At 69.7% G+C, this 25,880-nt stretch carries 9 protein-coding genes; 3 read left to right on the forward strand and 6 right to left on the reverse strand.

Annotated features, from left to right (window positions below; genetic code table 11):
* From JD79_RS21610 to JD79_RS21620, 3 genes are all read left to right on the forward strand, one after another.
* A complete protein-coding gene (locus tag JD79_RS21610; RefSeq protein ID WP_110007184.1) occupies positions 1-1,215 on the forward strand; it encodes a 5-methylcytosine restriction system specificity protein McrC in 1,215 nt (404 codons plus the stop codon).
* Positions 1,216-1,833: 618 nt separating this feature from the next.
* Positions 1,834-5,370, forward strand: coding sequence for a hypothetical protein (locus JD79_RS21615; RefSeq protein WP_146220518.1), 3,537 nt, complete (start codon positions 1,834-1,836; stop codon positions 5,368-5,370).
* 17 nt (positions 5,371-5,387) lie between these two features.
* On the forward strand, positions 5,388-10,049 hold the full coding sequence (locus tag JD79_RS21620; protein WP_170149303.1) for a DEAD/DEAH box helicase: 4,662 nt from the start codon (positions 5,388-5,390) through the stop codon (positions 10,047-10,049).
* A 102-nt stretch (positions 10,050-10,151) separates the two neighbouring features.
* Here the strand turns inward: JD79_RS21620 and JD79_RS21625 are convergent, their stop codons facing one another.
* From JD79_RS21625 to JD79_RS24355, 6 genes are all read right to left on the reverse strand, one after another.
* Positions 10,152-13,280: a type I restriction endonuclease subunit R gene (locus JD79_RS21625; RefSeq protein WP_110007187.1), complete on the reverse strand. Its 3,129-nt coding sequence runs from the start codon at positions 13,278-13,280 to the stop codon at positions 10,152-10,154.
* The gene (locus JD79_RS21630) at positions 13,280-14,488 is read right to left on the reverse strand and encodes a restriction endonuclease subunit S (RefSeq protein WP_170149304.1); all 1,209 of its coding nucleotides are present in this window, start codon (positions 14,486-14,488) and stop codon (positions 13,280-13,282) included. The genes JD79_RS21625 and JD79_RS21630 overlap by 1 nt, the downstream gene beginning before the upstream one ends.
* Before the next feature lie 5 nt (positions 14,489-14,493).
* Entirely contained in the window at positions 14,494-16,578 is a 2,085-nt protein-coding gene (locus JD79_RS21635) for a type I restriction-modification system subunit M (protein WP_245900277.1), read from the reverse strand.
* A 667-nt stretch (positions 16,579-17,245) separates the two neighbouring features.
* Positions 17,246-22,861 carry a sacsin N-terminal ATP-binding-like domain-containing protein gene (locus JD79_RS21640; RefSeq protein ID WP_146220519.1) on the reverse strand — a complete coding sequence of 1,872 codons (5,616 nt, stop codon included), beginning with the start codon at positions 22,859-22,861 and terminating at the stop codon, positions 17,246-17,248.
* Positions 22,862-23,602: 741 nt separating this feature from the next.
* Positions 23,603-25,486, reverse strand: coding sequence for a hypothetical protein (locus JD79_RS21645; RefSeq protein WP_110007190.1), 1,884 nt, complete (start codon positions 25,484-25,486; stop codon positions 23,603-23,605).
* A 45-nt stretch (positions 25,487-25,531) separates the two neighbouring features.
* Positions 25,532-25,663 (reverse strand): hypothetical protein, encoded by a 132-nt coding sequence (locus JD79_RS24355; protein WP_281270337.1) that lies wholly within the window; start codon positions 25,661-25,663, stop codon positions 25,532-25,534.
* Positions 25,664-25,880: the final 217 nt, after the last annotated feature.

Consider the following 25,880-nt stretch of genomic DNA (forward strand, 5'->3'; position numbering starts at 1 on the left):
GTGCTCGAGCTGCGCGAGTACGAGACACGCACTGTCGCGTTGACGCCCCAGCAGGCCGTCAAGCTGGCCCGGCTGACCCGGGGCGCCCGCACCGACAGCGCCGAGCCGCGGGTGATCCAGCAGGTCACACCGTCGTCCCAGCCAGGGCACTACGACGTCCAGCCCGGCCCGTTCGTCGGCCGGTTCACGCTGCGCTCCGGCCTGACCGTCGACATCGCCAGCCGGTTCCCGTTCACCGACCTACTCGAAGTGCTGCGGATCGCCGCACGCCACCCCACCGTGCTGCACGAGACGGCCACCCCGTTCCACGCCGGGCGCGGGCTGCTCGATCTCATCGCCACCGCGTTCGCCCGCGAGCTTCGCGGCATCGTCGGGTTCGGGCTCGCGAAGGCGTACGTCACCCGGACGTTCACCCGGCCGCCCTATCCCGGGGTCCCTGACGCCACCGCCCACCTCGCACGACATCTGGGCAGGCCGGACCGACTCATCACGCGCGCGCGGCGGCAGACCGTCGACATCCCGGCGAACCAGGTGCTAGCCGCCACGCACCGGACGCTGGTCAGCCAGACCTACAAGGACCCACAGCTGACCGTGCGGCTGCGCGCGCTGGCGCCGGCCCTCACCGGCATCACCGCAGTGGCCGATCCCCAAAGCCTGCTCGACCTTGCCCGGCGCACCATGCCGGGCCGCTACCGGGAGGCAATGGGGCTCGCCGCCCTGATCCTCAGTGGGTGCAGCACACTGCCCGCCGGCAGCGACGCCGGAGGCGTCAGCGTGCTCTTCAACATGACGAAGGTCTGGGAGTCCTTCGTGCACGCGGCGTTGGCGCCGACCCTGCCGCCCGGTCATCAGCTCGCGGTCCAGCACCCGGTGATCCTGAGCACCGACGGGACGAACATCGCCGCAGCCGCCGACCTCGTAGAGCTGGGGCCGGATCGCAGCCCGGTCGCGCTCTACGACGCGAAGTACAAGCCGTGGGGAGCGAAGCCCAGCACGGACGAGATCTACCAAGTCGTCACCTACGCCTACCGGCTCGGTCTCCGCACCGCCACGCTCGTCTACCCCGGCCGCGGGGAGCACAGCGAGGTCGGCATCGGCTGGTACCGCGTCCGCACGATCGGACTGGCGGTACTCACGCCCCGCGTCCCGCCCGTTCCTGCGCCGGCACCACTACTACGTGATGGTCGGGGTGCACAGCGGCGAGCCGTTTCGTGAGGCCCCGCGGGTCCTCCCCAGGGGCCTTGGCGGCACGGCGCAGGAGCCCTAACCTGCTCGCGACGCGCCAGCGGAGTAGAACCCAAGGCCTTCACCGGTCGGCACGCTTCTGCGGCCAGTATTGCCCGGGCCGGCATCTGCCCGAACGTCCTCGTTGCAGAGATTGCGACCGGTGACAGAGTCTCACGAGCGGACGCGCCAGGTTGAGCAGGACCTGCGGAAGCGCCGGCGAAAGTACCAACTACCGGCCACTGGTGCACCACGGTGGGTCGGCATGCTCGAAGACATCGATCTGATTTCCAATTGCCGCGCGAAACGACGCGGGGCTGGTCCCGTCCGCTGCTGAGCGTGGTCACTCGCCCGCTTGTGACGACTTCGTCCCGGCCGGGCTTCGCAGGACTCGTCGGGCTTGACACCGGATCCTGGACAGCCTGACCGCCCTCGGCCTTCGGGCGTCCTAATCTATTTGCTTATTTGTCTGACTCGTTCAGGTCCGGCCGCCCGTGTCGACCTTGTCAGGAACGGTCGAGTGCTGTTCTATCGAGGACCCCCAGGGCGCCATTCGGGTCCTCTGGTGCATGGTTCGGGAACGGGGTGTTCGTGGCGTCTGGTACGGCCGTGCCGCCGACGAGCCGGTACCAGGCGCTGGCCGGGGAGATGGTGGCGCGCGGCCATCGGGTGCTGCCGGAGACGTGGGCGGTCGCCAAGGAGTTCGGACTGGAGGCCTTAGAGGGCCGGTGGACCGACCGGGCCCAGACTCCAGCCGAGACGGCCCGGATCGAGACATCGTTGCGGGCGCTGCCCGGGGCCACCACTGCCCCACCGGCGGCCCCGGCGACGGGTGCGCATCCACTGGCGGAGGCGACCCGCTGGCTGGAGAACCGGAACAAGGTGTGGACGCAGCGGCTGTCCGCTGTGTCCCTCGTGGGCGAACTGGACGTTGGTTACGGCGAGACGCAGGACCTGTTGGACCACCTGGGCCTGTGGTGGCGGCTGGCCGGTGGCCGCTCATCCGGGCCGAGGCTCCGGGACAAGTACCTCGCGTGTCTCATGGTGGCACTGGTGGCGGTCGCGTCGGAGGAGTACGCGGCGGGGCGCTACTGGCCGCAGGTAGCCGCCCGGTGGGGGGCGGATGAGCTCTCGGCTGCTGAGAAGGACCTGCTCGGGACCCTGTTCCTCGAGGGGGTGTCCGGGCTCGGGATGCCGACGTTCACGCATCTGCCGCTCAAGCACGTCGGGCCTATCACGTCGCACGCAGCCATCCCGACGTTCTGCTTGCGAGACGTGTTCGACCTGTTCGCCAAGCGGCTCGCCGCTGACCCGGAGCTGTCAGCCGGGTCGCTGTTGGCGTGGCTGGCCGAGGACGAAGCCCGGCAGCGGACGCTGGACACTCCGGCGCGGGTGTTCCTGCTGGAGGGTAGAGAGTTCGCGCGGGACTTCACCGACCGCTGCCTCGATCTGCTGACCCGGGACCCGGCCGCTGGAGACACAGCGTTCGACGGTGTGGGGCTGCCGGAGCGGGTGATCGCCTGGTACCGAACGCTGGTCACCGACGGGCTGATGGAGCCGCCGCCGGAGGGCGCGCGGACGCGGGCACGGGTGACGGCGAAGGTGCGGCTGGTGTTGGAGCCGTGGGACCGCGGGCTGTGCCTGTCGCTGCCGGTGCGGGCCGGAGACGAGTTCGACGTGGACACCTGGCGGCTGAGCCTGCCCGGGCTGGTGTGGCAGGTGCCAGTACGCCGGTCCCCGGTCGGGGGTGAGGTGCTGGTGCCGGTGCCGCGTCCGGCGCCGTCGGTGCACGTGAGCGTGGACTCGGGATGGGTGGCGGCACAGACGGTGCCGCTGATCGAACAGGCCGATCCGCTGCTGGTGTTCGACGGGTCGGGCCGTTTGATGGTGGCGGGGACGCCGGTGCCGAAGGGCCCGGCGTGGCTGATCTACCCCTCCCCCAGCACCCACCGCGGTTCGGACGCAGCAACCGATGGGGCGGGGCTGCGGGTCGAGGGCACCGGCTGGAGCCGGTCCCATCGCGAGCCCCCGTACGGGTGGGATGGCTGGGCGTTCCACGAGGCTGACCTCACCGACGTCCGCGGCCTGCGCTACGGGTCCGGCGCCGAGTATCTGATCGAGCAGCGGCCGGTGCCGCAGGTGGTGTGTGGCGAGCCGGTGCCGTTCGTCGATGTGGGTGGGCGGCCGGTGTTCGGGGAACGTCCGCGGCTGCGGCTGCCCGAGGCGGCGGCGGCGTGGACGGTGACGATCACGCGGCTGGGCGAGACGACGCCGGAGCGCGTGGCGGTGTTCGACACCGGCGGCGCGCTGGTGGATCCGTGGCCCGACGGTCCGGTCTGCGGCACGTTCACGATCAGTGTGCGGGGGCCGTTGGGCCGGCGGATGTCGCGGCAGATCGTGTGCGTGGTGGAGGGCCTGGCGGCGGCCGGGTCGCCGGGGTTCCGGTCGATGGGCCCGGCCGGGTTGTCCCCGGGACTGGTGCAGGTGCGGGTGCCGCACTGGCTGGGCCAGAGCACCACCGTGGCCCTGGATGAGGGCCAGGTGGAACGGACGGTGCAGATCGGCCGGGCCGGGCAGACGGTGGCGCTGCGGGTGCGGCTGCCGCACGGCTGGGTGCAGTGGGTGCCCGCCGCCGGGGCGGGATCGCGGCAGACCCGGCCGGTGGAGGCCGTGTCGGATGCGGTGCACGAGGACCCCGGTCATCTGCTCGTCGCCGCTGATGGGGTGGGGCCGTTCACGGATCTGCACTACACGGTGGATGGGGTGCGGGTGCAGACGATCCGGGCGCAGCGCACCCTGCTGCCGGGGGTGGTGCGGTTCGGCCTGCACGGGCTGACCGACACGCTGCGGGCACGGCCGTGCGGGGATCTGGTGCTCGACGGTGGGCTGCCGGTGATGCGGCTGGTGCCGACCGTGCTGGCCGCCGACGTAGTCCGCGAGGACGGCATGTTGTGGGTGGAGGGGGCGGCGGTCCGCGGCTCGCTGGTCGCCGACGTGTATTTCTGCGCGTTCCCGTGGCGGGGGCCGGTGACCTGCCCGGTCGACGGCGAGGGCCGGGTGCACGTGCCGACGCCGCTGGTCGACCCGACCGGGCGGCTGTTGGTCGTCTTGCGCGTCGATGACGGCTGGGGCAGTGCGGTGACGCCATCGCCGTGGCCGGAGCCGGACACCGACAGCGTGTTCGAGGTGCTGCCGGATCCGGCCGGCCTGGCGCCCCGACTCACCGCCGAGGAGACGGCGTTCGTGGCCGGGCTGAACTCCGAGGCGCCGATGCCGCGCACGGTGGAGGCGACCCGGCGGCTGTTCGCGCTGCTGGTCGGCGACCGCTGGGAGCAGCTGCCACCGTCGGAGTTCGCCGACGAGTCCCGCCGCGACGACGTGCTCGGCGCGCTGCGGCAGGGATCCCGTTTCACCCTGCATGCGCTGTTGAGCCTGGACGTGCCTGCCGAGTTGGCGACCCGGGCGCTGGTGGAGTCCCGGCTGGTCGCCGAACCCCTGGCGGCGCTGCACCGCAAGGACGTGGAGCGGCTGTGGCCGCAGTATCCGGTCGCGGCGATGCTCGCCTCCTCGGAGGCGCTGCGCGTCCGGGACAAGCGGTATGTCAGGCAGGCCGTCGCCCACTGTGGGCCGACCTGGCAGCAGCTGGCCGGAAAGGAGCCGCAGCACCCCTCGGCGGCCGGCGCCTGGTTGCAGGACCACCGGGGCTGGCACATTCGCGGTGTCGCGGACCTGCGCGCCCCGGTCGTGGTCCGGCCGGGGCTGACCCGGCTGCTCGACGACGACACGCGGATCGCGGCCTCCTGTGACCTGTACGCGGTCGCCGCCCAGCAGCGGCTGGAACCGCTGCTGGCCCGCACCACGCTGGGCACGGAGATCGAGCGGGTGCTGATCCGGGCGCGGCTCGGGTCGAAGATCGGTTCGGTGCTGCGGGCTCGCGCCCACGCCGCGCAGGGGTGGCGGGCGTTACCGGCGCTGTGCCTGGGGTTGGCGGTGATCGCGCGGCTGGCTGCCCGCGGTAACCGGTACGCCCGGGACGCCTTCGAGTCCTATGCCGAGGACTTCGCCGCGCTCGCCGCGGTCGCTCCCACGGCCGTCGCCACGGATCTGCTGCTCGCTGAAGCCTTGTTGATTGGACACGGACACTGATGTCTTCCTCCGCCGGCTTGGATCCGATTCTCGCCGCGTCGACGATCACCGCCGACTACCGCCGTTATCTGGAGTCGCTGGCCCCGGTCAGTGACGCGGTGCTGGCCGACGGGTTGGCCGCCGCGCTCGCCGACCCGGGGGCGATCACCAAGGGGCCGCTGCTGGAGGTGGCCGCGCCGTACGCCCCCGGTGCGTCGATCGCTGATCTGGTCGCCGAGGGGGTGCTGAACAAGCGGTTCCTGGACGCCGACCAGGAGGCGCTGCCGTCAGATCGTCCGCTGTACGCCCACCAGGAGACCGCGATCCGTAAGGCTGCCGCGGGGCGGAACGTGGCGCCGGTGACCGGCACCAACTCGGGCAAGACCGAGACGTTCGGGCTGCCGATCCTCAACTCGCTGCTGGGCGAGTACGACGCAGGGACGATCGGGCAGCCCGGCGTGCGGGCGATCCTGCTGTACCCGATGAACGCGCTGGCCAATGACCAGGTGAAGCGGCTGCGCGGGCTGCTGCGGGCGTATCGGGAGATCACGTTCGGCCGGTACATCGGCGAGACCGAGGAGACCGACGACGCCGCGTTGGGCCTGTACCGGGAGCAGAACGCCGCCGACCCGTTGCCGAACGAGTTGATCTCTCGGCGGCAGATGCGTGCCACGCCGCCGCACGTGCTGATGACCAACTACGCGATGCTGGAGTACCTGCTCCTGCGCCCCAAGGACATGGACCTGTTCGACGGGTCCACCGCTCAGCACTGGCGGTTCATCGTGCTGGACGAGGCTCACGTGTACGACGGGGCGAAGGGCGCGGAGATCGGGCTGCTGCTGCGCCGCCTGAAGGACCGGGTGGCCCCGTCCCGGCCGATGCAGTGCATCGCCACGTCGGCGTCGGTCGGGGACAGCCTCGCGCAGGTGGCGGAGTTCGCCACCGCGCTGTTCGACGAGCCGTTCGAGTACGTGGCCGGCGACCCGGACCGTCAGGACATCATCCGGGCGCAGCGCCGCGACATGTTCGGCGGCGAGCGGTGGGCGCTGCCGGCGAGCGTGTGGCCTGCGCTGGCGCTGGCCGGCGACCCGCAGGCCGCGCTGATCACCGCCGCGCGCGAGCTCGGGGCCACGGATCCGGATCCGGGTGCGTTGTTCAACCGGGAGTCGCTGGTGCGCGGGCTGCGGTCGGCCATCGACGCCGACGGCCCGGCGTCACTGCGCACCCTGGCCGAGCGGCTGCTGCCCGGCGTCCCGGACGGCGAGGCGGTGCTGACCAGCGTGGTCGCGGTCGGCGCGAGCGTGCACGGCGCCGACGGTCATCCGGGACTCGCGGCGCGCTACCACTTCTTCGTCCGCGGCCTGCAGGGTGCCTACCGCTGCTTCGGCCCGCAGACGCATGTGCGGCTGCATCCGGCCGAGCACTGTCCCGAGCCCGGCTGCGGGGCGGCGGTTGCGGAGTTCACCGGCTGCCGCCGCTGCGGTGCGGTGTACCTGCTCGGCGATGTGCTGCGCGATGACGTGCGGCGGCTGCACCGGCTGGTGCCCTCGTCGCTGGACCGGTCGATGGACGACGAGGCCGACCGCAAGCACGGCTGGTTCGCCCTCATCTCCCGCGACGTGCTCGACGAGGACGACGCGACGCTGGACGAGACGATCACGACCGGCCCCAACGGCGCCGATCCGCACACCCTGTGCGGCACCTGCGGCTGCATCCGGGACGGGGACCGGCCCTGCCCGGCCGGCTGCGCGGGCCCGCAGATCAAGGTGTGGAAGATCAAGACCCGGCACCGGTCGCTGCCGCAGTGCATCTCCTGCGGCACCCGCTCCCGGGCGGCGGTCCGGCGCCTGTCCACCTCCGACCCCGGGGTGGCGGCGCTGGCGACCACGCTGTACCAGATGCTGCCGCCGGATCCGAAGGTGACCGGCAAGCCCGGGCAGGGACGCAAGATGCTGCTGTTCGGTGACTCCCGCCAGTCGGCGGCGTTCTTCGCGCCGTTCCTGCAGGACACCTACATGCGCAACCTGCGCCGCAACCGGGTCTATCAGGCGCTGGTGGCCAAGGACGACCCCGAGGAGCCGCCCGGCTGCTACGACCTGGCCGAGCACATCGCCCGACGGCGCGACGACGGCACCGGCCTGTTCACCCGCGCCCAGACCGCCGGCCAGCGGCTGCTGCAGACCTCGCTGTGGGTGCAGCAGGAACTGCTGTCCCTCGATGAACGGTTCAGCCTGGAAGGCGTCGGCCTGGCCACCCTGCACCTGGACCGCGACCCGTCCTGGGTGCTGCCGCCCAGGTTGGCCGACTACGGGTTCACAGCCGAGGAGGGGTGGGCGCTGATCGAGACGCTGCTGGGCACCGTCCGCCAGCAGGGCGCGGTCACCTTCCCGGAGAACGTGCAGCCCGACAGTGAGGACTTCGATCCCCGCCGCGGCCCGATCTACGTGCGGGAGTCCGGACCGGACCGCTTCAAGCGGATCATGGGCTGGCTGCCGACCACGCAGCCGAACAAGCGGATCGACTACGTGCGCCGCCTGCTCATTGCCATGGGTGCCGACCCGGCCCAGGCGCGGGAGATCCTGCGCGGCATCTGGACCTACCTGACCACCTCCAGTGTGGACTGGCTGGTGACCGGGCACGTGGACGGCGCCGGATCGGCGTCGCGGATCAACCACGAGATGTACCGCTGGCACCTGGTCACTTCAGACCGCCCGGCCTACCGGTGCTCCCAGTGCAAACGGATCAGCGCGTTCAGCGTCCGCGGTGTCTGCACCACGATGCACTGCGACGGCACCCTCACCGTCTTCGTGCCGCCGGTCGATGACGCCGACTACCACCGCGTCCTGTACCGCGAGCAGCACCCGATTCCGCTGTCGGTGTCCGAGCACACCGCGCAGTGGACCAGCAAGGAGGCCGCCCGCATTCAGCAGGAGTTCATCTCCGGCACCCTCAACGCGCTGTCGTGCTCGACGACGTTCGAGCTGGGTGTGGACGTCGGTGAACTGCAGACGGTGCTGATGCGCAACGTGCCGCCGACCATCGCCAACTATCAGCAGCGCGCCGGCCGGGCCGGGCGACGGCTGGGATCGGCGGCGTTCGTGCTCACCTACGCCCGCACCGGCCCGCACGACCTAGCTGTCTACGACGCTCCGGAACGATTCGTCGGCGGCGTCTCGGCCACTCCACGGGTGCCGATCGAGAACGTGCGGATCGCCGAACGGCACGCCTACGCGATCGCGCTGGCCGCCTACTTCCACACCACCTTCGCCGGGCAGAACCTGCCCCACTCCGGGCCGTTTCTGGACCGCACCACCGGCGTGACTGCCGAGGTGGACCGGTTGCGGAATTGGCTCACCACTCCTCCGCCACAGGTGGTGGAGGCGATCGGGCGGGCGCTGCCCCCCGGGGTGCACGCCGCGGTCGGGGTGGACACCGGCGAGTGGGCCATCCGGCTGGTCGAGCTGCTGGACGGGGCGGCGGACCTGATGGGCGGGGACATCACCTTCTTCCGGGACCGGCAGGAGGAGGCCAGCAAGAAGACCAACTACAGGTTGGCCGCCCGCTACGGCGACGTGCTGCGCACCATCACCGAGGTCGGGCTGATCGCCCACTTCGCCTCTCGCGGGATCCTGCCCAAGTACGGGTTCCCGGTGGACACGGTGGAGTTGGCGACCGCGTTCGGCCGCAACCGCACCGGCGAGGGCGGCGACCTGAAGTTGGCCCGGGACCTGTCGGTGGCGATCACCGAGTACGCGCCCGGCGCGGAGATCGTCGCCGGGGGCTACGTGTGGCGCTCCGGTGGGGTGCGACGGCTGCCCGACCGCGGCCTGGACGGCAAGCACTGGGACGTCTGCGAGTCCTGCCACTCCTACGCCGAATCCCGCGAGGGGCTGACCGACGCCTGCGCGCAGTGCGGCACGCTGCGCGCTCCGTTCCGCAAGTCCTACGTCATCCCCACCTACGGGTTCGTCGCCGCCCGCGCCGACCTGCGCCGCCCCGGTCAGGAACCACCGCTGCGGGTGCCCCGCGCCGACGTGCACGTGGTCTCCAGTGGCGAGGCGACCGACTGGTCCGCGCGCGCCCTGGCCGACGGCAGGACCACGATGCGGTGGCGGACCACGGCCCGCGGTGAACTGATCGCGGTCAACAACGGCGCGTTCAACCGCGGCTACATCCTCTGCTCCTGGTGCGGGCACGGCGAACCCAACACCGGCGCCGGTGGGATGAGCGCGCACAAGACGCTGCTGGACCAGACCAAGGACTGCAAGTCCACCGCCTACCAGGTGCGGGCGCTGGCCCACCCGTACCAGACCGACCTGCTGGAATTGGACCTCGACGTCCTGGCCCCACTTCCCTACACCACCGTCTACTCGGTGCTGTACGCCCTGCTAGGAGCGACCGCGACGGTGCTGGACACCGCCCGCGAAGACGTAGACGGCACGCTGATCAACCGGAAGGCTGCTGCGTCGTCGTTCTCCCGGCTGTTCCTGTTCGACACCACCCCCGGCGGCGCCGGGCTGGTCACCCGGATCCCGGGCCGGATGGAGGAGATCCTTAGCGTCGCGCGTGCGCTGGTGTCGGACTGCGAGTGCGGGGAAGAGACGTCCTGCTCCCAGTGCCTGCGCACCTTCCGTAACCAGAAGTACCACCACATGCTGGTCCGGGGTGAGGCGCGAGACTTCCTCACGCACATCACCTGACCGGCCGGCGTTCGGGGCAACGGTTCGGGGTGGTGGGTGGAACCCCCTCGGCTTGCGGCCGGCGGGGGTTCCACCTGCGGTACTTCCCCGATCCGCGTTCGGTCAGGCGCTCGCGGGCTGATCGATCGCCGCCTCGTAGAACGCGTCGGCCAGGGCGAGGATGACGCCGGTTATCCCGGGGCCGTCACTGAAGAAGTAGTCGGCCATGGTGTTGTGGGCGCCCTGGTTGTCGATGACCGCCTCGGTGACCGCTGCCTGGAAGTCCTGGGACTCCAGGAACTGCTTCTTGGAGTTCACCTGGGTCTGCTTGACCAGGTCGGGGTAGGCCAGCAGCCGCTGCACGAGACCGTGGACGAACTCCCGGACCTGCGACTCGGTGAACGACTCGGCGCCGAAGAGGTCGTTCATCTTGTCGATCACGACCTGGAGGGCGACGTACTTGGGCTCCTTCTTCGTGCCGGTGCCGGCGGCGCTGATGCCCTTGAGCTGTCCGTCGCCGGTCAGGGAGATGTCCACCGCGGCGCCCTTAGTGTGCTTGACCCCGACCAGCACCACATCGGAGAGGTCGACCTCTGCCGCCCAGGAGCTGTCGTCGATGACCCGCTCCAGCAGGCGCAGGAAGATCGACAGCATCTCTAGGTAGGGGTCGCCGTAGTCGACGATCTGGCTCATGAAGTCGTAGAGCCGCACGTACGTCGAGACGTCCTTGCGGAACAGGTCCAGCGCGTTGAGGGTGACCTTGTCGTCCTCCTCGAGCGCCCGGGCGTACCGACGCGCGAAGTCATGCTGGGCCGGGCTGATCGCCGCGGAGAGGGCGTTGTTGCCCTTGCGGGTGACCCACAGCTCGGCGACCTGCCGAACCTCGTCCTCGGTGTAGATACCCGTCTGGGCGAGCTTGGTCGCCAGGTGCACGACGACGTAGGGGTCGGTCTCGGTCTCCAGGGTGGCGTTCATGAAGTACGGCTCGAAGGCGACCTTGATGTCCTCGGGCTTGTTGACGAAGTCGATGACGAACGTCTTGCGCTTCTGCTCGCCACCGGCGGTGCGGTGGGTGCGGTTGAGCCGCGACAGCGTCTGCACCGCGGTCACACCCGACAGCTTCTTGTCGACGTACATCGCCGAGAGCAGCGGCTGGTCGAATCCGGTCTGGAACTTGTTGGCGACCAGCATGATCTTGTAGGTCTCGCCCTTGAACGCCGCCGCCAGGTCCGCGCCGGCGCCGGGGTTCATGTTGGCCTCGGTGAACTCGTCGTCCTTGCTCGGGGCCGGACCCCAGTCCTCGCCCCAGACCTCGGCCTCGTCCATCCGCACCGCGCCGGAGAACGCCACCAGCGTCCGGTACGTGTAAGAGGGGTCTGCGTCGGCCCGCTTCTCGATGTAGGCGTCGATCGCCTTCTTGTACTTCACCGCGGCCTTGCGTGAGTCGGTCACGACCATCGCCTTGGCCTTGCCCTCCAGCAGGTGGGCGACGTTGGCGTGGAAGTGCTCGACGATGATCTGCACCTTCTGGCTGATGTTGGTCGGGTGCAGCCGCACCCACCGCATCAGACCCTTGCGGGCCGCCCCCTCTTCAACCTCGCCCTCACTGTTGGCGTTCCCGGCGATCTTCAGGGCGGTCTCGTAAGCCTGGTAGCCCTGGAGAACGTCGAGGATGTACCCCTCCTCGATCGCCTGCTTCATCGAGTACAGGTGGAACTCCCGCGGCCTGCCGTCGGGCCCCTTGCGGCCGAACAACTCCAGCGTCTTGTTCTTCGGGGTGGCGGTGAAGGCCAGGTAGGAGATGTTGGACGACTCGGCCCGCTCGGTCATCTCCGCGGCCAGGATCGACTCCACGTCGACCTCGCCGCCGTCCTCGATCTCCTGGAGCTCCTCCGCGGTCAGGACCTGCTTCAGCTTCGAGGAGATCTGCCCGGACTGTGAGGAGTGCGCCTCGTCGGCGATGACGGCGAACCGCTTGCCCTTCAAGCCCGCGTCGGCCCGGATCTCCTCCAGCGCGTGCGGGAAGGTCTGCACCGTCACCGCGATGATCAGCTCGCCGTTCTTCAACGCCGTCGCCAGCAGGCTGGACTTCGACTTCGCGCCCGCCTTGCGGACGTCCTCCGGGCTGATGGTGGCCACGATCTTGCCGGTGCCGTCGATCTGGCGGATCGCGTCCTGGAGCTGCCCGTCGAGCACCGTGCGGTCCACGACCACGATCACGGAGTCGAAGACCTTCTCGTTGTCCACGTGCAGGCGGGCGAGCCGGTGCGCGGTCCAGGCGATCGTGTTGGTCTTCCCCGACCCGGCCGAGTGCTCGATCAGGTACCGCTGCCCGACCCCCTCCTCGGCGACCGCGGCCACGATGTCCGTGACCGCCTCCCACTGGTGGAACCGGGGGAACAGCATGCTCGTGCGACGCACCGAGGTGCCGGTGGCGACGTCCCAGTCCTCCCTGGTCTCCACGATCATCAGCCGGCCGATGATGGTGAGCCAGGCGTCCTTCCCCCACACCCGCTCCCACAGGTACGCCGTGGCCGACCGCCCGTCCGCGCCGGGCGGGTTCCAGGCCCCGGCGTCGTGGCCGGTGTTGAACGGCAGGAAGTGGGTCTTCTCCCCCTCCAGCCTGGTGGTCATCGCCGCCAGGTCGTTGGAGACCGCGAAGTGCACCAGCGCCCGGTGTCCGAACGACAGCAGCGGCTCCGGCCGGCCGTTTGTCAGCGGGTGGCGGTCCCTGCGGTACTGCTGGATCGCCTCATCCAGTGACTGGGTGAAGTGCGTCTTCAGCTCCGCCGTCGCCACCGGGAGCCCGTTGACGAAGAACACCAGGTCGATGCTGCGCCGGTCGGCGGTGGAGAAGTGCACCTGCCGCATCACCCGCACCCGCATCGCCGCGTAGTGAGCGTTCGTCGTGTCGTTCAAGCTGGTCTCGGGCCGGAACTGGGCCATCTTCAACCGGCCGCCGCCGATGTACTGCACCCCGTTGCGCAAGATGTTCAGCGTGCCGCCGCCGTGTTCCAGCGGCCTGTCCAGCGCTGTGGTGAGCACGTCGAGGAACTTCACCGGCGACCCGGCCGCCTTCAACGCCTTCTCGTACGCCGTCGGCTGGGTCGCTTCCAACCACGCGAACAGGTCCTCCGGAAAGAGCGCCCGTTCCCGGTCGTAGCCAGCGTCGTTCGTCGAGTACAGCCAGCCGTGGGCCGCGAGGTGTTCGCAGATCTCGGTCTCGAAGACGACCTCGTTGTGGTCGCCCATCACGCCACCTCACGCACGTCGAGTTCCCCCGTCACCGCCGCCGTGATCAACGCCGACCGACGTTCGCGAGCCAGTTCGATGAACCGCTCCGTCTCCGCAATCAGCGCGTCGATCTTCGCGGTTTGCTCGTCGAGGTGTGCGGCAATGACCCGCTGCTCGTCGACGGACGGCAGGGAAAGCTCGATCTCCCGCAGTTTCTCGCCTGTGAGGTGAACGAAGGAGACCGACCCGTAGTGGTTAGCGTAGTACGCCAACTCGTACAGCCGCAGCATCGACCAGTACACAAACCGGGCGTCCGCCTGATGGCCTACCCGCAGGCGGTTGACTGTCTTTTGGAAGGCGACTCCTGGCGCGGACTCGAACATGAATCCGGGACGCCCGACCGTGGCACCACCCTCGATCAGGAGAACATCTCCTGAACGGAGGTCGAATGCCTCCATTTCCGCCTCGGAGAATGGCATCTGGTTCAGATCCACGAGATTGACTGAGCCGTCCGCACGGACATCCGCGGCTCGGACATACGGCCTCAGCTCATCGCCCGGCCGAACCGCGCGGCCTGCATCCAGCATCTTCCCCAAGCTGGTCTCACCGATGTGCTTGATCCGGCGGCGCAGCCATGAGTCGGTCGGCGTCAGCGCGGTTGAGATGACGGCTGCACGGCGCTCCCGGAGCATGGCGATCAGGCGTTGCTGCTCGTCCATGAGTGTGTCGATGCGGGCGGTCTCGCGGTCGAGGTAGTCGGCGATGGCTCGCTGCTCATCCCGAGCGGGCAACGGAATCGGTGTCTCCGCGAGTGGCCCCAGATTGAGGGCGCGAAAGGTCGCACCGCCGATGGATGACTCCCAGAAGTCGACAGATGTCTGTGACTGGAGCGCCCAGACGACGTATCGCGTACACAGGCCGGGTCGCACCGCAACACGCGCGGTCCCCTGCGTGAGGTTGGCGCCGTCGAGTTCTTTCGGAACCACCATTGTCTTGCCGAATGAGGGACCAATCGACACCACGACATCCCCTGGCTTTAGGGATGAGCGCGCGTAGGCGGCCGCGACGTCAGCACTCGTGGTGCGGAGAGCGCTTGGATTGACACCGCGATGACCGTCCATGTCGACCGGTCTGATGTAGGGCACTCCATCTACGACGTCTTCGCCGGCTTGGACGATCCCATACGTGATCGGGCGGGCTGAATCGACCAAGCGCTTGAGAGGCACGGTCATCACTGCTCGACCTCTCGAAGAAGGTCGAGGATCTTGGCGACCTGCTTCTCCAGGTCGGCGTCGATCTCGGCGAGGGGGCGGGGTGGCACGTACTTGTAGAACTGACGGGTGAAGGGGATCTCGTAGCCGGTTTTAGTCTTGGTCCAGTCGATCCAGGCGTCGGGGACGTGGGGCTTCACCTCGGTGTCGAAGTAGGCCTGGATGACGTCGACCATGCCGGCTTCGCCGGCGGTGGAGCCGCCGTAGGTGAAGGGCACATTCTCGGTGTCGCGCTTCTTCGAGTCGGGCTTGGGATTGCCCTTGCGGTCGAGGATCGGGTTGCCGGTCTCGTTGAGGAGGGGGCGCTCGACGGTGATGGTCCAGTAGCCAAAGTCGTTGTTGGTCAGGACCTTGGAGTAGTCGGGGTCGGCGTCGGTGAAGTCGGCGTACAGCTGGGCGACTCTGGCGCGGTCTGCCTCGCTGAGCTCTCGGTTCTTCGAGCCGAGGCTCTTGCGCATCTTGGTCCAGCACGAAGCGCCGTCGATGAGCTGGACCAGGCCCTTGCGGTCGGGGCGCTTGGTGTTGTCCAGGATCCAGATGTAGGTGCCGATGCCGGTGTTGAAGAACATGTTGGTTGGCAGCGCCACGATGGCATCAACCAGGTCTTTCTTCAGCAGCCACTGGCGGATGTTGGAGGGCCCAGACTCCGCGCCCCCGTTGAATAGCGGCGAGCCGTTCATGACGATCCCGACCCGGCCGCCACCGTCCTCGGGTGCCCGTATCTTGTGGGCCAGGTGGAGCAGGAACAGCATTTGCCCGTCGGAGGTCGCCGGGAGCCCCGGGGCGAACCGGCCGTAGGGACCGGCTTCGTCGCGTTCCTTGGTGATGGCCTTGGCGTACTGCTTCCAGTCCACGCCATAAGGCGGGTTGGACATGCAGAAGTCGAACTGGCGTCCCTTGAACGCGTCGTCGGTAAGCGTGTTGCCGAAGGCGATGTTGGTCGCGTCGTGGCCCTTGGCGAGCAGGTCGGACTTGCAGATCGCGTAGGACTGAGGGTTGTACTCCTGGCCGTAGAGGCCGAGTCGGGCATCGGGGTTCTGGGCGAGGAGGTGCTCCTCGGCCAGGGAGAGCATGCCGCCGGTGCCGGCGGTGGGGTCGTACAGCGTGCGGACGATGCCGGCCTCGGTCAGCGCGGCGTCCTTCTCCGCGAAGAGCAGGTCAACAAGCAGCCTGATCGCGTCCCGGGGGGTGTAGTGGTCACCGGAGGTCTCGTTCGCGGCCTCGTTGAACTTCCGGATGATGTACTCGAACGCGTCGCCCATGTCAGAGTTCGACACGTTGTCCGGGTGCAGGTCCACCGCTCTGAACGCCTTGACGATCTCACGCAGGAGACCCGCCTTCTCCAGGGCGAGGATCTCCTTCTTGAAGTCGAAGTACTCGAACACGTCGACGTCGGCGGAGAATCGGTCGACGTAGTCGGTCAGGTTGTCCGCGAGCCCGTCGGCGTCGGCCAGCAGGTTGGCGAAGGAGTAGTTCGAGGTGTTGTAGAACGGCCGCCCGGTGGCCTTGCTGACCTCGACCTTGAGCCGGTTCGGGTTGTCGTACTTCGAGGCTAGCTCCCGCACGGTGTCGCGATCGGGCTCGAGGATGCAGTCGAGGCGTCGCAGGATCGTGAACGGGAGAATCACGTTGCCGTACTGGTTTGGGCGGTAGGGGCCCCGGAGTTGGTCGGCGATCGACCAGATGAAGCTTCCGAGCGTGCTCACAAATTTCCTCACGACAGGCGACGAGCGATCGCTGCTCAGTCTGCCGAAGACCGACGAGTACTCCGCACAGGCATGCCGAGCAGCACCGAGAAGCGACGCAGCGATCGGGCACTCCCCGCTGCGGGCGTGGGCGACCCGGTGAACCCGGCAAGCACCGGCCGACTCGTCGCGGAACCACGGGGCCAGCCACACCACCGCGGCGGCGCCCAGTCCGGACACGCACGCCAACGACTGTCCCAGGTGACCGCGATTGACCCGTCTCAGATGGTTCTCGACGATGCCGACCCGGCCGTCGTGGATTTGGGCCTGGATGTCCAGCCGAGAACAACCGACGGGCACCGCCTGGCGACAGGCTTGAGGGACATCCCCAAGTCGTCAGCGAGCACGTCTACGTTCTCGATCAGCCACGGGGTGGAGTCCCCGACTGCGGGGGTCCACGCAACCCGCGCCTTGGCGACCCGGCATAGGCGACCTAGTCCCCAAGTCGACCTAGTCCCCTTGCTGTCGAGCTCCATGACGTTGTCCTACGCAGTCCGCACCGCGTGTCGACCGTAGGGACCAGCCCTGGAGACCGGAGGGCGGGCCACCGAACCCTTGGCCGCCGACTGCGTAGTACGCACAGGTCCTGATCGTCCGGTCGTGTCCCCGACTGAATATGGCTACCTGCTTGGACAGTTGCGGAAGTCATGCCCTTGGTAGCCGCAGTTGCGGCACCTGCCCGCGTTGTCGCGGACAGCGCACGTCCGGATGTCGTGGCCACCCCTGCCGCACCTTGAGCAATGACGCGTCCCGCCTACGCTCATCTCCGCCGCCCCCGTGTTCTCACGCTCACGATCGCAGCCTAAGAGCCTGGGTCCGACTCGTGGCTGCTTTGAGCACACGGCACAGACATGTGTCGTGTCGTAGCGCCCCAAGCGGGCAGCGGCGCCACGCCGGTGCCGCGGACGCCGCCGACCCGCGACGGGGCCCGCCGCCGAGATCCGATCGGGTCGCCTCCGTCCGCGGGTCAGCGGACGGCGTAGCGCACCTGATAGGTGTCCTCCTCCAGCCGGAGCAAGTCCTTCTCGCGGAGTCGGACGGGATCGGGGAGCAGGTCGAGGCGCGCCGGAGTGGCCCCCGAAGCTCCGCGTCGCACGACGAGCACCGCGTAAGCCGCGCCTTCGCCGGCGGCAGAGAACCGCTGCGCCGTCGCCCACTCGTTGCGACTGAGCAGGAAGCGGCCGTGTGCGCTGCTCTTCACCTCGAGCGCGACCGGTTGCGGCGCGGCGCCTTCGTGGGTCGGCAGCCAACCGAGGAGGTCGTAGCCGAAGCCGTCACCGTGGCGGCTGACGTGCAGTAGGCCCGCGAGGTCTGCCAGTAGATCTTCCTCCTCAGCGTCGGGTGACGATGCCGCCGGCAGGTGTGCGAGCGCCGCCTCGACGGCGGCGCCCTGCGCATCGCGGCGCAGAAGGTCCGCGACCTCCTCCAGCGCCGCCGCGCGCTCGGCCGGCGCCAGCGCGAGCAGCGGCCGGACGACGCATGCAAGCGCCCAGCTCTCGGCCTCGTCGCCGAGCCGCTTCTTGCGCTGGTCCACCGACGCGTCCACCGTGACCCGGGGGACCGTCGTGGGCCCCGGCCGCCGGGGGGCTCGGTCGGTAGGCGTGGCAAGGCCGGCAGGAGTCGTCGGGGCCAGGCCTGCGGCGCCGAGGCGGCCGACGCGGTCGCGAACCTGGCGCACCAGCTCCTTGACCGGTGCCGCCAGCGCCGTTTCGACCGTCTCCGCAAGCGTGACCGGTAGCCAGTCGGACAGCTCCGCGAGCAGTTCGGCCCGGTCCGGCCCGGGCGCGGTCACGCTGTCGACCAGGCGAGCCGCCAGCCGGTCCTGGACGCCGGGGCGTCCTACGAACACCTGCGGTAGACAGGCGCACAGGTCGCTGGGCTGGACGACCCGAGACGGCAACAGCTGGCCCACCGCGTCGTGGTGGCCCCGGGTCGCCGCGCGCGTCTCGCCCGGTGTCGTCCTCGCCAGGGTGCCGAAGAAGGCGGTTTCCGTGCGCCACGACGCGGCCAGCCGGGCCAGCACCCGCCGTCGCTCGTCGTCGACGTACAGGGCGTCCACCCGCTCGTCGAGGTCGGCCGGGCCCTGGGCGCGGGCCAGTCGCACGAGCTCCGCCAGCGGGTTCGCCACCAGCGCCTCGACGTCGGGCGCGAGCCCGGCGACCGTGAGGAGGTGGCCGACGCCTGCGAGCACCCGGGTTGGGGCCGGGTCCAGCACGAGGGCAAGGACCGGTGGCGGCAGCAGGCCGTCGACGCCCGCGCGCGCGGCCTCCTCGGACGCGCCTGCCCCCGCCAGTACGGCGACGAGCCGCCTGCCGTGGAGGGCCTTCCATGCCCGTAGCTGCTGCGTCGCGGCGCGCACCTCGAGCCCCGGATCGCCGGCGTCGCGCAGCCGGCGGTCGAGTGCAACCAGGTCGACGCCGGCGTCGTCGAGCAGCCGGAGCACCGGTCCGGCGTCGGTGCGCACCGACTGCCCACCTCCTGCGGCAGCTACCTGTTCGGCAACCTCGGGCGGCAGCCCGGCCGCGCGCAGCTCGGCTGCTGCGTGGGGACCGACGGAGGTCGGTACGCCATACAGCACGGACAGGACCGCGTCGAACCACACCCGCGAGGTTCGCCGGTCCATCTCGGTGACGGCGCCGAGCCGCAGCCGCACCGCGTCGACGTCGTCGGTGCTGATGCCGAGGTCGTGCAGCACGCGCTCGCGCTCGGCGTCGTCCTCGGCGAGTAGCAGGAGCTGGAACGTGGCCGTGTACGCGGTGTTCTCGACCAGTACCGCCAGGTGGCTGGCGAGGCGGGTGCGCAGTCGGCGGGGCCAGTCGGGGCCGTCCAGGTCGTGGAACAGGACCGGCGTGAGTGTCGTGGCACCATCGAGGAACAGGTCATGCACGGAGCCCTCCCCCACGACGACCGTCCGCCCCGTGCCCACTGCCTCGACGTCCAGCACAAGGTCCGCGACCTGGCGCACCACCAACCCCTGCAGCCGGCGCGAGCGCGTCTCGAACTCGTTGCTCGTGGGCTCCAGCGTCTGCGCGCCCAGGCTGTGGTGGACCAGCACCGCGAACAACTCCGGCAGTCGCTCGGCGAGGGCGTCGGACATTTCCGCGGTGACATCGGTGCCGGCGTCGGCGGCCTGCCGGCGCACCGTGACCTCGAACGGCGTCAGGCCGAGCCGCCGGGCCACCGGCCCCTTGTCGCGGGCCAGCACGACGAAGGGCACGACCCCGGTGAAGTAGCGCCGGTAGGTGGCAAAGCGATCGTCGTCGTGGCGCGCCTCGCCCGGAGGGCGGTAGACCAGCGACCCGTCGAGTTCGCACAACACGCCCACCTCCTGCAGCAGCGCCGCCCCGCTCTCCCCCAGCTCGGACAGCCGCCCGTACGCGAGACGGTGCAACCCGATGAGCGCCTGCCGCCCGCTCCCACTGAGCACGGCACCGCTTTCGACACCCGCGCGCAGGTCCCGCAGGAGGTTCGTGAGTCGCTCCGGCGTGCTGTGCTCGAGGTCGGTGATCCCGCACAGCCGGCGCAGTTCGGACGACATCGCTGTCTTCCGGTGCAGCAGCGGTAGAAAGCGCAGTGGACTGTTGGCCATGCCGGCGTCGGACGGAGGGTTCTCCGCCCACCAGACCGCACCGGGTGCCGCGCCTTCGGGCTGCGGTTCGCCGGCCAGCGATGTCGGCACCCACCGCTCGGCCGTGAGCTGCAGCGCGAGCGTGCTGACGCCGCGATCGTCGACACCGGTGCGGTACCTGACCCCATGCCGCCCGTGACCGGCGTCGCTGCAGGACTGGCAGAAGGCGGCCGCGGTCATGAGCTGGCCGTACAGCCCGGCGCCCGTGTCCAGCAGCGCCGCGACCGCAAGCCGTCCCGCGACGTCGGGCTGATCGAGGACCCAGCGGAAGCGGAAGTCCTCCGACACGCGGACGTTCAGGTGCCCGCGCCCAGCCCACCTGGGCGCGTCGAAGTCCCACCAACCGGCATCGACGCCGGGACGCAACCGACTCCGGAGCCCTGCCCACGGGCGCTCGGGGTTCTGAGTCTCGCGCCGGTTCTCGTGCGCCTCGACGGGAAGCACCTCCCAGACGCCGAGACGCAGCAGGAATGCCAGTCGCTCACGCTGGAGGGTGCGGCCGTCGAGCACGAGGTGGCGAGCAGCCTTCCTTCGTGGGGCGGCGTCCGGATCGGCCTCGTCGTCTGGGTCGGCCGCGTCGTCGTCCAACAGGCCGGTCAGCTCGGGCAGGAGCGGAAGCACCTGCTGGGGCGCGCCGAGCAGAGCGCCGTCGTCCGGCGCCACCTGACCGAGCGCCCGGTAGGTGGCGGCGCGCGTGGTCGTCGCCTGGTCCGCGGGCGCCCAGGTCTCGAGCCAGTCGGCCCAGTCGTCGCCGAACGCCAGGGTGCCGGCGGGGCGCCAGCTGCCGTCGCGAGCCGGTAGTCGGACGTCGCTCAGCCGCCGCTGCCGGCGCTGCTTCGCGCGGTCGTTCTCGGTGAGCTCAGCCCTGCCCGGCTGGCACCAGAACCACTGGGCGGGGTCGAGGGTAGCGACGAGGTGAGCCCCCTTCGCCGTGCCGAACTCGTGCCCTCGCTCGCGGGCCAGCAGGCTCCAGAGGAAGGTGACAACCTCACCGCCCTCGGCGTCCTGCACCGCGGCGAGCCGGTCGAGGACGGTGTCGACGGTGAAGGGGCGAACCCCCAGGGGCTTGGCCCGATCGCCGTCGGCCTCGCTGGCAAGCAGCCCATCGCGGAGGAAGACGACGTCCATCGCAGCGGGAGGCTGCAGGGCCGCCCCGGCCTCGCGTACCCGGCCCATGACCAGCGAACTGGTGCGGCCGCGGACGCCATCCTCCGGTGCCGGCAGCGGGAACAACCGCCGGCCTCCGTCAGGTGCCGGCACCGGCAGCAGCCGGGCCTGCGGGTCACCGCGCAGCGATGTCAGCAGTTCTTCGCAGCGCCGCCGGTCGAGCGCCTGCAGGACCGTCACGAGATCGAGCAGCGCACGGAATCCGTTGTCCTCACCGCCCTCCGGCCACGGCGATGACGACCCGGGACGCAGCAACGTGCCGACCTCCGCCCAGACCTCCTCGACGTCGGTCGGCCGCCGGGCCAGCAGCAGCGCGCGTGCCGCGCCGCTGAGCGCCGGGTCGGCCACCCGGCGCTTCGACTGCCGCTCGAGGTACTCGGCGGGGAAGGTCGTGAGCAGCGCGTCGTCGAGCCGGCCGTCACCGGTGACGAGGCAGTCGACAGGCCGGGCCCGCCGCGGGGTGTCACCGCCCTCGGCGAGCGGGACCCACGCGACGTCGTCGAGGCCCGCCAACACGGCCTCACGGAAGCGGCGGGCGTGCGGGTCGTCCGGAGGCGTCGTCGCGGCCAACCGCTCCACGAGGCTCAGCAGATCGACAGCGCCGGTCTCCGCCAGGTCAGCCAGCGCCTGCACGCTCAGGCGACCCAGTGCCTCCAGCACCTCGCGGTTGCGAACGGCCGAACCCTCGTAGAAGCCGGTACGGGCGGCGTCGACCTCGAAGTAGCCGTGCAACAGCAGCGGCAGACCGCTGGCGATGCGAGTCGGAAAAAAGAGGTGGAACGGCGCACCGGCGTCGCCCTCCAGCGGCGGCACCACCTCGGGCGGTCCCTCGCCGACCGGTTGCACCCGCACCCCAACGGCCGTCTCGTCGGCCAGGCCACCGTTGCCCTGCCGGTACAGGAACCAGCTGCTGCTCGGGGCGCCGTCCCGCCTAATCAGGACCGACTCGCGGACTATGCCGCCCGACAACAGCTCACGCGGCTGCCACGAGGGCGCAACGGTCCGGCGCGTGTTCGCGAGCCGGTCGTCGACGACCACCTCGTCGAACGTCCCGAGCAGCAGCAGGATCTGGTCGGTGACGTCGTCGTCCAGCGCCCGCCGCACGACCGCGAGCCAATCCTGCACCGGACCGGCTCCGGTGAACGGCAGGCGGATCACCGTGGTGAACCCCTCCGCCGCGAGCTCCGCCACGACGGGCGGCGGTTCCTCCACCCACCGCGGGAAGCGGAGCACGGGGACGGCATCGACCTCCCGCTCGACGTCGGGGACTTCGCTCAGGTACTTCTCCCAGCCGCTCGACCGCTCCCGGATCTGCAGCAAGGCGGCCTCGGCATCGAAGCGGACGGCGAGCCGAGGTCCCTGCGGGCCGAGCCCCGAGTACAGCTCAGGCGTGGCGGAGACCTCGAGGACCGACTTGAACCCGATCCCCTTGTGCCCGATCGCCTCGCCCTGAGCCTTCGTCGAACGGCCGATGTGGCCCAGCGAGTCGAGCACCACCTGCGCCGGGAACTCCGCGCCCTGGTTGGCCACGACGAGGGCCGGACCATCGGTATCGAGCACGACGCGGACCGGGCTGCGCTCTCCCGGGCCTGCCTGCAGCCGCCAGGCGTCGGCCGCGTTCTGCAGCAGCTCGATGAGGAACCGGCCGTGGTACTCACGGCCCAGCAATCGCTCCGCCCGAGCAAACGAGCACGTGGTCTGCACCTGCTCGGCGGTCTCGTGCACGGCCCGCTCGTGAATCCGGTCCTCGACCAGACGGCGGGCGCCCCCTATGACGTCGACGCTCATGGCGCGAACGCTACGGACAGCCACCCGGCGTGCGCAGACGGTCAGCACACCGCGTGTCGTCCGGAGCCGGTCCTGCCCGACACGCGTGCGGTCCTCACCGACATGACGCCGGTAAGGGGTGGATGAGCCGGATGTCCCCGACGGCCGTCCTGCTCCTGGCGACCGGCCGGGCAGCGCCGGGCTGAGCAATCACCACCACGAGAGTCGGTGCCGCCCCGTGGTTGCCCTTGCTCACCGCTACCGTCGCGGGCGGGACGCCAGTGCACGCAGCGGAACATCCACACTGCTAGACCGAACGAAAGGACTGGCACATGGGAAAGCGGCACGTGCCCGAAGCCGGGTGGAGCAAGGAAGGTGGGGATTGGTTCAACAGCTTGGACTGGGAGGATGCTCAATTTCTCTTGACGGGACAGGCGGGCGACGCTCGCACCGAAGATGATGAAGCGCGGCTTGCTAGGCTTCGAGAAGGCTACGAGAACGCGACGGGCGAGACTTGGGAATGACCGATCCTGGGCGCGCGCGGCGTCTTGACTGGAATCGCACCGAATTCTGAAGGGGTCGCCGGGGTAGGTCGAAGGACTCCCGAGAAGTCGGGACAAAGGAACATCTATCGGAACCTCGCAGCGGCTTAGTTCGATCCGATAGCCGATGTGGGCGGTAAGCGGGCCTCAACGAACAGACTGTCTGAGCGAGCGGCTGCAGGCCATCGCAAAGTACAAGATTGGCCAAGGAAACGAAGTGCTACTGGGTGTTCTCGCGGGTGTTGACGTCGTGCCAGATCGCCTCTTGTTCCAACCAGTAGAGGAAGTAGCGCGTCGCCTCATCTATGGTGCTGTTCAGGACTGGGTCGTCCTTGCTGGTGGACAAGTAGGTGGTTGCGTTGCGGCGGACCAGCCAGATCGTCGTGAACTGGCTGATTTCGCGCCGGATGCGTCGGGTGGCCGGCTGGGTCTCCAGGACACGGAAGTTCTCCACGAGGTCGCGCCAGACGTCCTCCGGTGCGGCCGCATTGGAGACCTCTGGCGGGAAGGTGAACCCGTAGTGCGCCAGGAACCGCCGGATGGCGTCTGCGCGCCGCCTCACCGACGGGGTCATCGCAATTCGACGGCCCGCCGGGGACGGTGCCTGGATGCTGAGGTCCAGGACCGGTTCGACGAGATCCTCGTAGTACAGCGAGAGCAGGTCATCGATGCTGGTCACGTCGTTACGCTCGGCGAGGATCGGCCGGATCCCCCACGGGTCGAGATCACCGAGTAGGTCCCACTCGGCGGCGCGGGACTGCAAGAAGAAGCCGATGCGGTCGGCCAGAGTCCGAGGGTTGGCATACGAGTCCCATGCGCCCGTCCCCTCGGTGAGGCTGTCGGCGACCCCCGCGCCGAGGTCACCCGACCATGTCGCGGCCGCCCAGTTGGTCCCGATGTCGAAGGAGGCGACCAGCGCCCTGGTGACCGTGACGGGGCGCTCGGGACGAGCCAGGGCGTCGAGGCCTACCAGCAGATGCTGCAGATCGACCCACCGCCCGTCCGGCGCGATCACCGCCTCATAGTCAAGGAACATCTGCCATCGACCGGCCTGATAGGCCAGTTTGTCCTGGTAGATCTTGCCGGGTGCCGCCCCGATAACCTCGTCGAAGGGTAGGTTTGACTTGTGGCTCCGTTGCCGAAGCATCGTGATTCGCTCGGCGAGCGGTGTCATCAGCGGTAGGGTGGTCTCCCACTCGCGCAGGTCGCGTCGGAACGCGTCCCAAGGGGCAGCGGCGATCGAGATCCCGCCGGCCGACAGCCATGCGAGCTGTCCCGCCGGAAGTAGCTTGCGCTGCACGTTCCCTTTGGACACCAGATCTTTGGACACCGACAGCGGTTCCTCCAGCTTGACCTGGTACCAGGTACGGCTGCTGCCGTCGGGGTCCGTGGTCGAGGCCTTGTCGAGGATGGCGACCCGCCCCTGGTGGCCGGCCAGGACGCCGAGGCTGGCTGCTGGCGGTCGCGCGGGATCGGTGCCCGCGCTCGGCCCGGCACGCAAGTGCAATTCGTCATGCGGATCGGTGCGCCCTTCCAACGGGGGCATCGCGGGGACCTTGTCGAGTCGCGTTGGCGTCGGAAAGACGGGCGCAGGCAACAGGGGACTCGTGAGGTTCGGGTCCGCACGCAGATAGCGCTGTAGGCCCGCTGGTAGGTACACGTATGCCAGCAGCAGGTGCTGCGGCGCAGCCGTCCTGGCGTCCAGTTGCACCCGCGACCGCACGAACAGCCGGCTGACATCGAGCGCGAGTGCTTGCTCTAGCGCCGCTCGGTCCTCGTTGGATCTCACGAGCACGCGTTGCCATTCGACCGCAGCGCTCCGCGGGTACTCCTGGGCTTTGCGCAGCATCAGGTACCCGGTGATGGCCTCGTCGATCTCATCGGCCGTCATGCCCGCCCGTTGAATTAGGAAAAGCTCGACGGTCAGCGGCAGGGCCGAGGAGAGCTGTTCGAGCGGCGCCCGCAGCCGATCCGGCCAGGTCGCGCCCCGCCGCCGCGCCGCCTCGATCAGGGACGACACCGACGCCGGTGGGACCGCAATCCGTCCCCTGGCCAAGATGGCGAGCTTCAGGTGCGCGGGGATCTCCCGATTGCCCGGCGCCACCCGGGGACGCCAGACGACAACCTTCTCCAGGACGCGACGCACGGCTCAGGAAGCGGTCAGGAGGTGGTTGACGGCGACCGGCAAACCTCTGGTCGGCTCGTGATAGTCGAGCTCCACCGGCCGGCTGAGCCCGCCGGGTACCCGCGTCAACGTCACGGTCAACGTCACGTCCGGCACGGGAACTCCTCACTCGCGGTCAGTCCGCCACCATCGGATGTCGCACCACTCTCAAGCCGGCCGGCTGCCAGAGCATCGCCACGACACACCGTTCCGTAGACCGACGGTGGTCGGCGAGGAAGCCGAGCACGGGTCCTCACCGGACAGGCTTGCGGCATGCCGTCCCCTAGTCGTCACGGTCCCGTCACGCGCCTCGCTGTGGGGTCCATCAACGATC

Source organism: Geodermatophilus normandii, from assembly GCF_003182485.1.
GTDB lineage: Bacteria > Actinomycetota > Actinomycetes > Mycobacteriales > Geodermatophilaceae > Geodermatophilus > Geodermatophilus normandii.